Below are 12,891 nucleotides of genomic sequence, written 5' to 3' on the forward strand. Positions count from 1 at the left end.
AGTGCCCCCGCTGGTACGTACGTTGGAGGGTTTGTCTGTCGAACCCGTCGTGCGAGTCATCGGAGTCGGGCCTTTCACCGGAGCAGGTAGGGCATGTTGACGGTGACGGCGCCCGTGGGGCACCGGGCCGCGCAGGGGCCGCAGTACCAGCACTCGTCGACGTGCATGTACGCCTTGCCGTTGTCCTCGCGGATCGCGAGCGAGTCGAGCGGACACATGTCGACGCAGAGGGTGCAGCCGTCGATGCAGCGGGACTCGTCGATGGTCACGGGCACGTCGGCGCGCTGCGGGACAACAGGCATGGCGGACTCCAGGAAGGGCGGGTGAAGGTCCGGGAGAACGTCCCGGAAGGTGGGTGCGAGGTGGGTGCGAGGTGGGTGAAGGGCGTCGGCGGAAGGTCAGGCGGATCGGCGCAGGACACCGCTCATGGTGATGCGGTCCCCGCGGAACCGGATGAACTCCAGGTCCACGGGGCGGCCGTCGGGCAGATGGGTGAGCCGCTCCAGCATCAGGACGGCGCTGCCGCGCGGGGCTTCGAGGACCGCGGCGGAGTGCGTGTCGGCGTTCACCGCTTCGAGCGTCATCTCGGCGTGCCCCAGCGGCCCGCCGGTGACGGTCTCCAGGAGCCGGAAGACGTCCGTGTTCTCCAGGTCGCAGCCGAGCAGTTCGCCGCCCACGTCCATGGGCAGGTACGACAGATCGAGGGAGAGCGGAAGGCCGTTCAGGCGGCGCAGCCGCTCGATGCAGAGCACGTCGGTGTGGTCGGGCAGCCCGAGCCGGTGCGCCACCGGGCCCGGCGCGCTGACCGGACCGATCGTGCGGACCTCGTTGGTGACCCGGCCGTGCTCGTGGAGGATCTCGGCCAGGCCCTGGAGCCGGTCGAGGGCGTGCGGGTACTTCTCGCACACCACGACCGTGCCGACACCGGCCTTGCGGTCCACGAGCTGCTCGCCGCGGAGCAGGTCGAGGGCCTGTCGTACGGTGTTGCGGCTGGCCCGGTAGTCGGCGGCGATGGCGTCCTCGAGCGGCAGGACACCGCGCGGGAAGCCGCCCGTCAGGATCTGGTGCCGCAGCAGATCGGCGAGCTGCCGTGCCTGGTCAGCACGGAGCCGCCGACGCCGTGCGGCGGCGAGCGGACGTGAGGCGTGACTGTGTTCGGCTGGCATGGGCAGGAACCTACCGGCGTGGTGGCCCCGGTGGTGTTGCGGCAGCATTGCGCCACCTGACACACGTCAGCGCAAGGCTCTGAACTGCGGTTTTGGTCGGACGGCGCCGAAGACCCGCCACCCTGGCGCCCACCAGGTGGACGGTACGGCCGGTGCGCGAAGGTGGCCCTGAGCACTGCGCGAAGGTGTCATCGAGCACCGCACCCGACCGCACCCCGGACGGCGCGAGGCGTCGCCGCTCACGCCAGCAGGGCCGCGGCGAGCTCACGGGGGCGGGCGGCGAACGGGCTGTGGCCGCCCGGCAGGGTGCGCACGGTGAAGGAGGTGCCGGGCATGGCCCGGTCCGCTTCCGCGATCATCAGATCCTGCACGGCCCTCGGCAGTGCCCTGTCGTCCGCGCAGCGCACGAAGGTCCGCGGGACGCTCCCCCACCGTTGCGGGGTCACGACGACCGGAGTGGTCGGGATCGCCAGCGGCAGATCCGGGCTCAGCGCCGAACGCCAGCGGTCGAACCGGTTCGGAGCGGTGTCGTGGTAGTGGGTCTGCCGCAACTCCTCGACGTAGGCGGGATCCTGCGAGAGCGGGTTGATCCGCACGGCGCCCAGTTCCGCGGGGTCGCCGAGGTTGAGACTCTGGCCCCGTGCCGTGGCGTTCTCGGGGGAGCCGAGATAGTCGAAGAACCGGGGCCGTCCGGCGGGCACGAAGGCCGAGAGGTAGACGATCTCGTCGACGAGTTCGGGTGCGCGCTCGACGGCGAGTGACGCGGGGCCGCCCCCGGCGCTGTGCGCCACGAGCACGACCCGCCGGTGACGGCGAGCCTGGCGCAACGTGTCCAGCACGGCCTCGGCGTTGTCGTCCATCGTCACGGTGGCGAGCGCGGACTTCTCGGTCGACAGGCCCGGCTGGCCGGGGCGGAGGTAGCCGCTGGGCAGGAGTGCGTCGAAGCCGTGCCCCGGCAGGTCGACGGCCATGCTCGCGGCACCGAGTACGGCGAGTGCGCGCTGTGTCGCCGCCCACTGCCCGGAGCCGTGCCAGGCCCCGTGCACGAAGACGAAGACGGTGTCCATGGAGGAGTGAAGGGAGGAGTGAAGGGAGGAGGGAATGGCGGAGTGATCAGTCATGACCACATTGCACGCACCCCCACCCCCGCGCATCCAGCGAAGGATCTGACAAGCTGGCCGACGATACATGTGAGGTATCACGGGCGGCTGGAGCTGTGAGACCGGATAACGAGGCTGGGAGGCCGCCATGGAGGCACGGCACCTGCGGTACGCACTGGCCCTCGCCGAGCACGCGCACTTCGGCCGGGCGGCCCGCGCGCTGGGCATCGCGCAGCCTCCACTGTCCAAGCAGATCGCCGACCTCGAACGCGAAGTGGGCGCCCGGTTGTTCGATCGCACCCGCCAGGGAGTGTTCCCGACGGCGGCGGGCGCGGCCTTCCTCCCCCGGGCGCGCTCGGCGCTCGACGAGATCGCGGCGGCGTCGGTCGACGCGGCCAGGGCGGCGCGCGGCGAGACGGGGCGGCTGCGCCTGGGGTTCATCGCCTCGGCGCTGCTCGAACCGCTGCCGGACGTCCTCGGCCGGTTCGGCCGCGAACGGCCCGACGTACGCCTCGAACTGCACGAGATGGCGACCAGGCGCAGCACGGCCGCGCTCGTCTCCGGTGAACTGGATGTGGCGATCGGCCTCGGCCGGCCGGGGGGCGTGGGGGCCGAACAGTTGGTGTCGGTCCCGATCGGACACGACCACCTGGTCGCGGTCGTGAGCAGCGCGCACCCGTACGCGGGGCAGTCGTCGGTGGACGTGGAGCAGCTGCGGCGACAGCCACTGGTCGTGGCGTCGGAGGAGGACGAGCCGGCCGTCGTCGCCGGGCTGCGGAACCTGCTGGGCCACGACGCCCCGGCGCTCGTCGACGCGACCGTCGCGAGGGACGTCCACACCATCATCGGCCTCGCCGCCTGCGGGGTGGGCGTCGGCCTTGGCCCCTCTCGCATGCTGACGGCTCCCCGTCGGGGTACGTGGTTCTGCGAGGTGACCCCGCGGACGCCGCTCCCCGATCTGGTCCTGTCCTTCAGCTCCCGGGACCGCTCTCCGGCGCTGAACGCCTTCCTCGACGTCATCCGCGGGAACTGCCCCGAGGTCGGCGCCGCCCTCGACCACCGGCTCGGCCCGCGACACCGATGAGTTCGACAGTGACCGCGTCCGTACCACGCCACCTCGAACTGCTCCAGTGGGCCCGCGCGGAACCCCTAGGAACTCGTGTAGCCCTGGGCCGTCTCGGCCCCCGGTACCGGCGGCGCCTCGGTGATGTCGAGGAACACCTGATCGGCTTGCGGCCAGCGTTCGGCCACGCCGGACTTGATGCGCTCCATGACCAGTTCCACGACCTCGCTGTCCCGGCCGGGCGCGAGGTCGATGCGCGCGGCGACGAGCGTCGAGTCCATGCCGAGCCGCATCGTGAGCAGACTCGCGACGTGGTCGATCTCGGGCTGTTCGGCGAGGAAACGCCCTATGTCCTCGCGCAGTTCCGGGTCGACCGACTCACCGATCAGCTGCTCCTTGGCCTCCTTGCCCAGGCGGTAGGCGACCGCGATGAGCAGCAGGCCGATCGCCACCGAGGCGGCCGCCTCGTAGACGACCTCGCCGGTTGCCATGTGCAGGCCCATGCCGATCATGGCGAGGGTCACTCCGAGCACGGCGGTGCCGTCCTCGGCGATGACGGTGCGCAGGGCCGGGTCGGAGCCGATGCCGCCCTCCTGCTGCCGCACCTGCCAGAGGGCGCGTACCAGGGAACCGCCCTCGGCGAGAAAGGCGACCCCCAGGACGATGAGACCGACGATGTAGCCGGTCGTGGATTCCGCGCTCTCGGAACGCACCGCCTCGACGCCCTGGAAGATCGAGAAGCAGCCACCGGTGACGAAGATGCCGACTGCGGCGAGCAGCGACCAGAAGAAGCGTTCCTTGCCGTAGCCGAAGGGGTGCTGAGGGTCGGCCGGTTTACGGCTGCGGCGCAGGGCGGCCAGCAGGAAGACCTCGTTCATGCTGTCGGCGATCGAGTGCGCCGCCTCGGACAGAAGCGCGGGCGAACCGGCGAACAGCCCTCCCACCATCTTGGCCAGGGCGATGACCAGGTTGGCGGCGAGGGCCACCCAGACGGTGGTTTTCGTCTCCTGGTCCTTCGACGGCGCGTCGCCCGCGGCCTGCTCGTTCGGCGCTCGCTCGGCCGATGCTGAGGTGTTCGACAGGTGCTCGGTCGGCGGCTTGGCGCTCATCTGGCCTCTCAGTTCTGCGGTGGCTCAAAGGTGCTTGCAGGGGGCAGCACGCCGTTCGTGTACCCCGGAGGTGTGACTCCAGGCGAGCGAGGGTGGGGGTTTCAGGGCTGAGGCCTCTGCGCCGTGCAGATTCCCGCAAGGTGGCATCGGCGAGCGGGGTGCGGTCCAGGGGGGGCCGGGCCGCCCACCGCCATAAGGGCCGGCACCGCAACCGGTGCCTGCGTCGGCGAGGCCATGGGGGCCATAACCGGTCAGCCACCGTCCTCGACGAGTCCGAAGCTTTCAGGAAAGTCCTCCAGGAACGCCCGGCGCGAAGGATCAACTTCCTCCGCAGCCATCGATTCGAGCAGGTCGATGAAGTCGTCCCGCTGATCGCTCGACAGCTGAGTCACCAGATGGGCGACACCCTCCAACACCTTGAGCGCATCATGCGGATCCATCTGCTCGTCGTCGCAGCCCTCGACGAACCAGAGGACGTCGACCAACGCCACCGCCAGAGCACGGGTCAACGACGAGAACACAGGCATCGGGGCGATCTCCCACCAGGCGGCCAACAAGAGTGCGGTCATCTCACCACGCGCCTCTGACATCCCCGTCCGCTGCCCTGCGCGCTGTCCACCGATGGTGGAGGAGCTAGGAGTTCCCACTGTCAGTGGTGGCGGCGACAATCCCCAGATGACCTCAGCCCAACGACTCGATGATCGAATCTCCGACTTAGGACTCCAGGTTGCGGCCACGTTCACGGTCGTACGCAGCTGCGACGAGGACGCCGTGATCCGGCTGTTCGGCGGAGACCCCGGACAGACTCGCCCCATGCTTCTGGAAGAACTGCGCGACCACTATGACAACGACACGATCCTGGTCTCCCGTTCGGGACCCACCGTCGTCGTCGTGGAGAACAACAACTTCCAGGGGTCCCGCGAAGAGGTGTTGCGCCCGCTCTCCCGCCTCGGACGCACCGCCAGCGCTTTCTGGAACGTCAATGCGGTGTCCCAACTGAGCTTGGCCGAGGACGGCCTGATATCCGCCGCGCTCGACATGGTCGTCCCCGACGATCCGTTCGGGGCCCGCCCCGGCGCCTGGGAGCCCCTGCTTGCGGGTCTGACCTTGGGAGTAGGGGGCAGTTGGGGTGACGGCCTGGCGGCCGTCGAGCGTGCGACGGGTGCACGGTTCGACGAAGCGTGGATGCAAGGCCCGCACCGTGCCGTGCAGATCTCACCCGTGCCGGAATACCTGCTGGGGCAGGGGCTCATCGACTCGCCGCTGCTCAAGCGGGAGCCCTTCGTGAGCTACCTGGCCGACCTTGGCCCCGCCGTGCTGGGACGGCTGCGCGTCCACGCACTGCAACTCGCTGTGGAGCACGCCGGCTTGGGCCAACACCCTTTGGCCGTGGCTGTTGTCGCACCCGATGACGACTCCACGGGGGTGCGAAATCGCCTGCAGGAGGAACTCACGGCGGCGAAAGAACTGGCTCACTCCCAGGCCCGGGAACTCAGGGCCGGCGAGGACGATGACTTCACCCCGGAGTGGGAGCGCCCCTCCGCACTCGCGTTCCGACAAGCCATTGTCTTCGGCGTTCTCGCGCAGTGCGTCGCGGCGCGTCGGCCAGCCGCGGCGCAATGTCTCCCGGACATCTTGAGCCAACTGGTCACAGCCATGATGGGCGACGACGAACGAACCCAGGAGTTCTGGATGGTCCAGCATCTGCACGACGCGGCAAGGCGAGCAGCCTGAGCAGCGCGGCGCCACTCCGACCCACGCCTCCTTGGTCAGCGCCCCCACCACGGCCGCCCCGCACACCGATGGCGGCGAGCACCATGGCGCGGGTCCTGCCGAGGAGCCGGGACAGCGATCGCGTAGGGGCGGAGTGGGTAGTGGGAGCGCCCCACCGCGCTCGGGTTCAGGGCGGTGTAAGCGCCTTGAGTTGGGCGGCGAGGTCGGGATGGGTCGTGGTCAGGTGCGGGGCTGTTGCGATCAGGGGGTCGAGCAACTCCGCGGGGTCGTCGGCGGCCAGGGCCGCATGGAGTTGGCCGAGGGGACGGCGGGCCGCGGTGGGCAGGTCGGTGAGGGCCGTGATCTGGCCGGCGATGCGGCGCAGGTCGGCCGCGTTGCGGCGGGCCCAAGTGGCGGTGACGCGTTGCGCGGCGCGGTGTTCGCGGGTGGCCTGGACGCGTTGCTCTCCGGTGGTTCCGGCCGGGCCGGGCCGGTTCCGCAGGTAGCGGCGTTCGGCGGCCTGGCGGCTGGCGACGCCGAGGGGGTGGGCGAGGTCGGCCCAGCTGGCCCCCGCCTCGCGGGCCGTCTCGATCAGGTCGGTCTCCCATCCCGCGAGTTGCTCACGGACCTGCCGCAGCAGGAGAAGAGAAGCCAGGGCCTGCTCCAGGCGAGTCTCGTCACCTCCGGATGCGCCGGGTTCCTTCTGCCGGGCCGCCCGGAGGGCGTCGTCCACGGCTTGAAGGGCCGCCTCGGCTGCGGGAAACGACGCGGCGCTCTGCGTGCCGGTGCTGGAGCGGGCGGATCGGTCGGCCGGGGTCATGGCACCTCCCTCTGATGGTCATCCAGGCTATCCGGTCATCCATTGGATGACATCGAGTTTTGTCGTCCAATGGATGACATGATACAACGGTTTCAGTGAGGCGCATTGGCAGTAACTGCCCGTACCGCTGGAGGTGTTTCATGATGTTGATGCGCACTGCCCCCTTCCGTGGACTCGACCGGCCGGCGCAGCAACTGGTGGATCCCGGGACCTGGTCGCGGCCGTCCCCGATTCCGATGGACGCCTACCGCGAGGGCGATGAGTACGTCGTGTGCTTCGATCTCCCCGGCGTCAGCGTGGACGCGATCGACATCGACGTCGAACGGAATCTGCTGACCGTCAAGGCCGAGCGCCGCCCCGTGCCGACAGCCGACGACGTGCGGATGACGCTCTCGGAGCGGCAGCTCGGCGTGTTCTCCCGCCGGATCGCGCTCGCCGACACCCTCGACGCCGAGCGCATCCAGGCCAGTTACGACGCGGGCGTCCTCACCCTGCGCATTCCGATCGCCGAGCGGGCGAAGCCCCGCAAGATCGCCGTCAGCGCGGGCCCCGGAACCAGAATCGGAACCGGAACCAGTCGTCAGCAGATCTCCGGCTGACCCGACGGCCCCAGGAACAAGGTGGCCGACGCCGCCGCCCTAACCTCCCCCCTGCCCCCACCCGCTCCCCGGCCCCCACACCCGCGCCCCGACCCTGGTGAAGAAAGGCAACCACAGCAGTGATGTCCCACCTGAGCGCAGCGTTCCAGTCCCGGCCTCAGCCCCAGTCCCAGTCCCAGCACACGACGGCGTACGAGCAGATGCTGGACAAGGTCCGCTACCAAGGCGCCTACCCCACGCGGGAACGCGCCGAGGAAGCGGTCCGCCTGGTCCTCGCGGGACTGGGACGCCAACTGACCGGTGACGAACGGGTCGACCTGGCCGCCCGTCTGCCCCACGAAGCGGCACGCATCCTCACCGAACAGATCCCGGCCACCCAGCCGTTGAACGGCGGCTGGGCCTTCGTCAAGGACCTCGCCGCTCGTACGGGTGCCCCTCTGGCCACCACCCGCTGGGACACGGGGTCCGTCCTCTGGGCCGTCGCGGCCTACGCCGGCCCCGAGCTCCTGACCCGCATCCTGCATCGGCTCCCCTCCGGCTACGCCCTGCTGTTCGGTCGCGCCGAGCTCACCCCCGCGGCATAGCGAACGGGGCGCGGCCTGCGAAGTGCGCTTGAACCGGGCTCCCTATAGGTAGAAGCGCCCCCCTCCCGTCACCGCGAAGGCCCCGGCGACACACCCGACGGGTGGTGTCGCCGGGGCCTCGCTCAGCAAATCCCGGTGGCGCTCGCCGACCGGGATGAGCCGGCGGGCCGTCGTGAGAACTCGGTCAGGCGGACGGGTAGACCAGGGTTATCTCCCGGTTCAAGCCGGTCTCGTCGGCGTCCGGGTACATGGAGACCTCACCGTCGGACCACCGCACCAGGAAGTCGTCCGGGTGCCGGTTCTCGCTGTAGTCGCCTGCGGCGAGGACCGTGGCGTGCGTCCAGAGCTTGTTGGGCTTCTTGACCTGGATCTCTCCGTGGAAGCCGTTCTGATCGATGTCCTTGTAGAGGGTCAGTTCGCCATCCGTCCAGCGCACCATCAGGTCGTGCTGGTCGTTTCCGGTGAAGTCGCCCGAGGTGAGCATCGAGGCGTGCCCCCAGGTGCTGTTGGGCGCGGCGAGCTTCTTCTCGCCGTGGAAGCCGTCGCGGTTGACGTTGGTGTAGAGGGTGACCTCGCCGTCGCTCCAGCGGACCAGGAGGTCGTCGGTCCACTTGTTGTCGCTCGTGTAGCGGCCACCGGTGAGGGACGTGGCGTTCTTCCACAGGTCGTTGGGCTTCTGGAGCTGGACCTCGCCGTGGAAGCCCTGCTCGTCCACGTCGGGGTAGAGCGTCAGCTCGCCGTCGGACCAGCGGACGATGAGGTCGTCGCGGTCGGCACCGGTGAAGTCTCCGGACGCCATGGTGGCGGCGTGCTTCCAGGTGCCGTTGGGGCTGGTGAGGCGGATTTCCTTGTCGAAGTTGTCGGCGTCCTCGCCGGCGCCTCGGTACAGGGTGACTTCGCCGTCGGACCAGCGCACGATCAGGTCGGAGTAGTCCCACGTACCGGGGTTGCCGTCGGTGAAGTAGCCGCCGGTCATGGCCTCGGCGTGCTGCCAGGTGTCGGCCGTGCCCAGGACACCGCGGCCGGCCGGCTGCCGGTTGTTGACCGCGTCGTCGTACAGCGCCTTGGCGTCGCCGTCGAGGTAGGAGCTGTAGGAGATGTCGTCCTTGTCGCCGCCGGTCTTCCAGCCGCCGATGACACCGATGATGCCCCAGCCGCTCCCCTGCTTGATGAGGAACGGGCCGCCCGACGCTCCGCCCGAGTACTTGTCGCACGCGATGCGCAGGAAGCTGCCGGGGATCTTGGGGTCGGTGCTGTTGTAGCGGACGGTCTTGTCCGTGCAGTCCAGCGGACGCTTCTGGTTGGCCGGGTAACCGATCAGGCGGACCGGCGCGTGGTCGTAGCCGGCGTTGATCTTCAGCTCGGCGCCGCCGACGACGTCCTCGACGTTCTTTCCGCCGCGCGGTTCGAGCTGCAGGAAGTTGAAGTCGAGGTCGGCCCCGGCGTCAGGGCCCTTGGCCAGGTACCGCTTGTCGACATAGATCCGGCCGGGCTTGACGGTGAAGGCGCCGTGCGGCTTCTTGCCGTCGTCGTACTGCGGGACGAAGGTGAGGTTCTTGCGCGCGTCCTGGTCGTCGAAGCAGTGGCCGGCGCTCATCACGATGTTCTTGCCGGGGCTCTTGACGACCGTGCCGCCGCAGAACCGGCCGGTGTTGGTGCCGTCGTTCCAGAAGAAGGTGCCGACGATCGGCAGGCCTTCGAAGGGCCGGCTGGTGGAGCGGGGCATCCTGGTCGGAGCGGAGAATCCCTTGGCCTCCTGCTCCGGGACGGGCTTCGCGGACCTCATCCGTTCCGGCGTCCAGTAGTCGTCCGCGTCGGCCGGCGTGAATCCGCGCGCGTCCTCGTCCCCGTGGGCCGGCACGGGAGTCGGCGGAACGACGGGCGCTTCCCTGTCCCCCGCCACCGCCGGTGCGGTGGCGTCCCCCCTCGGCGTCGGTTCGCCGGGATCTGCGTACGCCGGAAGGCCCGGCAGCAGAACCAGTGCCGCGGCCCCCGCCGCGGCGCCCAGCGCTCTGCGCAATCTCATGGTCGTTTCCCCCATATGAAGATGAGAGGCGGGTCACCCCGTGTGGCGTGACCGCACCCAAATGAGTCATGATCGTAAATCTATTGCGGACTCGGGGGATATATGGGCAACTTCACACATGCGTCCGTACATGGCGTATATACGGCAATTGCCGCTCCTCTGCTGCTCCTTGGGGCGGCCGTCTCGGCCCACGGTGACGCGCTGCCCTTTCCCGGAGCGGGATACGTGTCCGTCGGCGGCCCGGCGCGACCGGGCCAACTCGTGGACATCACGGTGAAGGAGCGCCCCGGCAATCCGCACCCCACCGAGGTGGAAGTCTCCAGCCGCGCACTGACCGACGACACGGCCTTGGGCGATACGGGACAGGCCTGGGTGGGCGCCGGCCGGATCAAGGAGAACGCCGAACCCGGTACGTACGAGGTGAAGTTCACCCTCCGCCACAAGGATGCGAACTGCATGGCCGAGGCGGACCGGGACTATGTGTGCGACTACCCACCGATCGTGCTCCGCCGGCAGTTGAAGGTTGCCGCTCCGCCGTCGGAGGGGCTGAGCTTCGGCTCCGGCCTTGCGATCGGGGTTCCGGCGGGCGCGGCTGCGACGGTCGCCGCCGGAGCGGTCTGGCTGCGCCGCAAGCGTCGTCGCGCCGCTGGTGAGCCGGTATGACGTAGCTCCCCGCTCCGTGCTGCACCGATAACCACCCGCCCGGGAAATCGCCTATGAGGACTGGGAACCAGCCGCTTCGGTGCGCTGCACCAGACCCTCCAGAATGAGGGCGAGCCCCGCCTCGAACGCCGATTCGTGGTCGAGCTGCGGCACATCGGCCAGCCCCTCCATGGCGTCTCCGGCACCCGTGTCGGCCTGCTCTTCCAGGACGCTCCCGACCGTGTAGCGGCCGGCGGCCAACATGGCCATCTGCGCGTCGCGTTCGGGCACACCGGAGGTGACGAGGAAGGCCATCTTGCGGCGGATCCGGTCGAGGTCGCCGGTCGGGGCGCTGCCGGCATGGAGGCGAGCGCCGTCGCGGCGCAGGAGCAGGGTGCGCCGGAAGCTGCGCGTGTTCTCCAGGAACCAATCCCTCCAGTCGTCTTCGGGCGCGGGGAGGGGCGCGTCGGCGTGGGGGGCCATGGCCGCCTGCGCCATGGCCGCGAGGAGATCCTTCTTGGTGCGGAAGTGGTAGTAGAGCGAGGGCTGCTCGACGCCGAGCCGCTGCGCCAGCCGCCTCGTACTGACGCTCTCCAGACCGACCTCGTCGAGCAGATTCAGCGCTTCGGTGACGACGGTCGCACGGTTCATCTTGGTCACGTTGACATTCTATCGGCGATAGAAGACTCTGGAGAATAATCAATCACCGATAGAATTTTGGAGGTCGGCATGTCGAGCAAGATCACGAAGCGTTCGCTGCGGGTGCTCGTCGCCGGTGGCGGCGTCGCCGGGCAGGCGCTGGCCTTCTGGCTCACCCGTGGCGGCCACCAAGTGACGGTCGTCGAACGCTTCCCGGCGCTGCGCGCCACGGGGGCACAGGTCGACCTGCGCGGGCAGGGCATCGAGGCGGTCGAACGCATGGGGCTGCTGGACACCGTTCGCGGCCACCTCGTGGACGAGGCGGGCGTCGCGTTCATCGATTCCCGCGGGAAGCCGAAGGCGACGATCATGGCCAACACCGCCGGCAAGGGCCGCCAGACCCTCACCTCGGAGTACGAGATCATGCGCGGCGACCTGGTCCGCATCCTCCACGACGCGACCAAGGACGACGCCGAGTACGTCTTCGGCAAGAGCGTCGACGGCTTCGACCAGGACGAGCACCAGGTCACCGCCCGTTTCTCCGACGGCTCCTCCGGTGAGTTCGACCTGCTGGTCGGCGCGGACGGACAGGGATCCCGCATTCGCCGGGCGCTTCTCCCGGAGGGCGTCGATCCGTACTGGCGCGTCGGCATCCACATGGCCTACTGGTTCGTCCCGCGCATCGCCTCCGACAGCAACATCCGCGACACCTACATGGTCCCGGGCGGTCGCCAGATCATGCGGCGCAGCCACAACCCGACCGAGACCCAGGTGTACTTCGTGTTGCGCGAGGAGTCGGCGGAGGCGTCCGCGATCCACCGGGCGCCCGTGGAACGCCGGCGGGAGTTCTGGGCCGGGCGCTTCCGCGACGCGGGCTGGCAGAGCGAGCGGTTCATCGCGGGCATGGAGACGAGCCCGTTCTTCTACTCACAGGAGATCGCCCAGGTGCGCACCGACACCTGGTCCAAGGGCCGGGTGGCCCTGGCCGGCGACGCCGCGCACTGCGCATCCCCGTACAGCGGCATGGGGATCTCCGGTGGGCTGGTCGGCGCGTACGTCCTGGCCGGTGAGATCAACCGCCATGCCGATGACCTGTCGACCGCCCTGGCCAACTACGACCGCGTGCTGCGGCCGTTCGTCGACGCGATCCAGGCACAGGTGAATCCCCGCCTGCTGCGCGTGGGCCTGCCCATGAGCCGGCACGCGATCAGCGCCTTCCAGACAGCCACGGCCCTGGCGTGCGCCCTGCGCGTACCGGACCTCGCCGCGCGCTTCGCGAAAGAGGACCGAGGCGGCGACTGGCAGCTCCCCGACTACTCCCCCTACTCCCCCTACTCCCCCTGCTCTCACCCGCCGATACGTCGGCCCGTCCAGGGCTTTGGTCGTAGGCCGTAGGTCGGTGGTGCGGTGATCGGCGACGCCGGAAGATG

Annotated in this window: 14 protein-coding genes; 6 read left to right on the forward strand and 8 right to left on the reverse strand. The window is 69.5% G+C overall.

Annotated features, from left to right (window positions below):
• Positions 1-74: 74 nt before the first annotated feature.
• From ACZ6CV_RS34485 to ACZ6CV_RS34495, 3 genes are all read right to left on the reverse strand, one after another.
• Complete coding sequence (locus ACZ6CV_RS34485; RefSeq protein WP_055563275.1) at positions 75-302, reverse strand: 4Fe-4S dicluster domain-containing protein; 228 nt, start codon at positions 300-302, stop codon at positions 75-77.
• A gap of 96 nt (positions 303-398) precedes the next feature.
• Entirely contained in the window at positions 399-1,166 is a 768-nt protein-coding gene (locus ACZ6CV_RS34490) for a GntR family transcriptional regulator (protein WP_469255453.1), read from the reverse strand.
• A 239-nt stretch (positions 1,167-1,405) separates the two neighbouring features.
• The gene (locus ACZ6CV_RS34495) at positions 1,406-2,287 is read right to left on the reverse strand and encodes an alpha/beta fold hydrolase (protein ID WP_469255455.1); all 882 of its coding nucleotides are present in this window, start codon (positions 2,285-2,287) and stop codon (positions 1,406-1,408) included.
• A 127-nt stretch (positions 2,288-2,414) separates the two neighbouring features.
• On the opposite strand from ACZ6CV_RS34495, the gene ACZ6CV_RS34500 reads away from it, so the two are divergent.
• Positions 2,415-3,350 carry a LysR family transcriptional regulator gene (locus ACZ6CV_RS34500; protein ID WP_469255457.1) on the forward strand — a complete coding sequence of 312 codons (936 nt, stop codon included), beginning with the start codon at positions 2,415-2,417 and terminating at the stop codon, positions 3,348-3,350.
• Between the two features lie 65 nt (positions 3,351-3,415).
• On the opposite strand, the gene ACZ6CV_RS34505 is transcribed toward ACZ6CV_RS34500, so the two are convergent.
• Both ACZ6CV_RS34505 and ACZ6CV_RS34510 read right to left on the reverse strand, forming a co-directional pair.
• Complete coding sequence (locus ACZ6CV_RS34505; RefSeq protein WP_469255459.1) at positions 3,416-4,438, reverse strand: cation diffusion facilitator family transporter; 1,023 nt, start codon at positions 4,436-4,438, stop codon at positions 3,416-3,418.
• Positions 4,439-4,689: 251 nt separating this feature from the next.
• The gene (locus ACZ6CV_RS34510; RefSeq protein WP_469255461.1) at positions 4,690-5,007 is read right to left on the reverse strand and encodes a hypothetical protein; all 318 of its coding nucleotides are present in this window, start codon (positions 5,005-5,007) and stop codon (positions 4,690-4,692) included.
• A gap of 244 nt (positions 5,008-5,251) precedes the next feature.
• On the opposite strand from ACZ6CV_RS34510, the gene ACZ6CV_RS34515 reads away from it, so the two are divergent.
• A complete protein-coding gene (locus tag ACZ6CV_RS34515; RefSeq protein WP_469255463.1) occupies positions 5,252-6,172 on the forward strand; it encodes a DUF6461 domain-containing protein in 921 nt (306 codons plus the stop codon).
• Positions 6,173-6,338: 166 nt separating this feature from the next.
• On the opposite strand, the gene ACZ6CV_RS34520 is transcribed toward ACZ6CV_RS34515, so the two are convergent.
• Positions 6,339-6,971: a type III effector protein gene (locus ACZ6CV_RS34520; protein WP_469255465.1), complete on the reverse strand. Its 633-nt coding sequence runs from the start codon at positions 6,969-6,971 to the stop codon at positions 6,339-6,341.
• A gap of 143 nt (positions 6,972-7,114) precedes the next feature.
• Here ACZ6CV_RS34520 and ACZ6CV_RS34525 point away from each other — a divergent pair, with 143 nt between their 5' ends.
• Positions 7,115-7,570 carry an Hsp20/alpha crystallin family protein gene (locus tag ACZ6CV_RS34525; protein WP_469255467.1) on the forward strand — a complete coding sequence of 152 codons (456 nt, stop codon included), beginning with the start codon at positions 7,115-7,117 and terminating at the stop codon, positions 7,568-7,570.
• A gap of 200 nt (positions 7,571-7,770) precedes the next feature.
• Positions 7,771-8,154: a DUF2267 domain-containing protein gene (locus ACZ6CV_RS34530; protein ID WP_469255588.1), complete on the forward strand. Its 384-nt coding sequence runs from the start codon at positions 7,771-7,773 to the stop codon at positions 8,152-8,154.
• Between the two features lie 184 nt (positions 8,155-8,338).
• Here the strand turns inward: ACZ6CV_RS34530 and ACZ6CV_RS34535 are convergent, their stop codons facing one another.
• Positions 8,339-10,180 (reverse strand): trypsin-like serine peptidase, encoded by a 1,842-nt coding sequence (locus tag ACZ6CV_RS34535; RefSeq protein WP_469255469.1) that lies wholly within the window; start codon positions 10,178-10,180, stop codon positions 8,339-8,341.
• A gap of 261 nt (positions 10,181-10,441) precedes the next feature.
• On the opposite strand from ACZ6CV_RS34535, the gene ACZ6CV_RS34540 reads away from it, so the two are divergent.
• On the forward strand, positions 10,442-10,843 hold the full coding sequence (locus tag ACZ6CV_RS34540; RefSeq protein ID WP_469255471.1) for a hypothetical protein: 402 nt from the start codon (positions 10,442-10,444) through the stop codon (positions 10,841-10,843).
• Positions 10,844-10,894: 51 nt separating this feature from the next.
• Here the strand turns inward: ACZ6CV_RS34540 and ACZ6CV_RS34545 are convergent, their stop codons facing one another.
• Positions 10,895-11,473, reverse strand: coding sequence for a TetR/AcrR family transcriptional regulator C-terminal domain-containing protein (locus tag ACZ6CV_RS34545; protein ID WP_469255589.1), 579 nt, complete (start codon positions 11,471-11,473; stop codon positions 10,895-10,897).
• A gap of 78 nt (positions 11,474-11,551) precedes the next feature.
• On the opposite strand from ACZ6CV_RS34545, the gene ACZ6CV_RS34550 reads away from it, so the two are divergent.
• Positions 11,552-12,856 carry an FAD-dependent monooxygenase gene (locus tag ACZ6CV_RS34550; protein WP_469255473.1) on the forward strand — a complete coding sequence of 435 codons (1,305 nt, stop codon included), beginning with the start codon at positions 11,552-11,554 and terminating at the stop codon, positions 12,854-12,856.
• Positions 12,857-12,891: the final 35 nt, after the last annotated feature.

The organism is Streptomyces sp. NPDC041713, from assembly GCF_055591085.1.

Bases quoted from the DNA above. Each gene is read 5' to 3' on its own strand.
- ACZ6CV_RS34485 (WP_055563275.1), bottom strand. From the start codon at position 302: ATGCCTGTTGTCCCGCAGCGCGCCGACGTGCCCGTGACCATCGACGAG.
- ACZ6CV_RS34490 (WP_469255453.1), bottom strand. From the start codon at position 1,166: ATGCCAGCCGAACACAGTCACGCCTCACGTCCGCTCGCCGCCGCACGG.
- ACZ6CV_RS34495 (WP_469255455.1), bottom strand. From the start codon at position 2,287: ATGACTGATCACTCCGCCATTCCCTCCTCCCTTCACTCCTCCCTTCAC.
- ACZ6CV_RS34500 (WP_469255457.1), top strand. From the start codon at position 2,415: ATGGAGGCACGGCACCTGCGGTACGCACTGGCCCTCGCCGAGCACGCG.
- ACZ6CV_RS34505 (WP_469255459.1), bottom strand. From the start codon at position 4,438: ATGAGCGCCAAGCCGCCGACCGAGCACCTGTCGAACACCTCAGCATCG.
- ACZ6CV_RS34510 (WP_469255461.1), bottom strand. From the start codon at position 5,007: ATGACCGCACTCTTGTTGGCCGCCTGGTGGGAGATCGCCCCGATGCCT.
- ACZ6CV_RS34515 (WP_469255463.1), top strand. From the start codon at position 5,252: ATGCTTCTGGAAGAACTGCGCGACCACTATGACAACGACACGATCCTG.
- ACZ6CV_RS34520 (WP_469255465.1), bottom strand. From the start codon at position 6,971: ATGACCCCGGCCGACCGATCCGCCCGCTCCAGCACCGGCACGCAGAGC.
- ACZ6CV_RS34525 (WP_469255467.1), top strand. From the start codon at position 7,115: ATGTTGATGCGCACTGCCCCCTTCCGTGGACTCGACCGGCCGGCGCAG.
- ACZ6CV_RS34530 (WP_469255588.1), top strand. From the start codon at position 7,771: ATGCTGGACAAGGTCCGCTACCAAGGCGCCTACCCCACGCGGGAACGC.
- ACZ6CV_RS34535 (WP_469255469.1), bottom strand. From the start codon at position 10,180: ATGAGATTGCGCAGAGCGCTGGGCGCCGCGGCGGGGGCCGCGGCACTG.
- ACZ6CV_RS34545 (WP_469255589.1), bottom strand. From the start codon at position 11,473: ATGAACCGTGCGACCGTCGTCACCGAAGCGCTGAATCTGCTCGACGAG.
- ACZ6CV_RS34550 (WP_469255473.1), top strand. From the start codon at position 11,552: ATGTCGAGCAAGATCACGAAGCGTTCGCTGCGGGTGCTCGTCGCCGGT.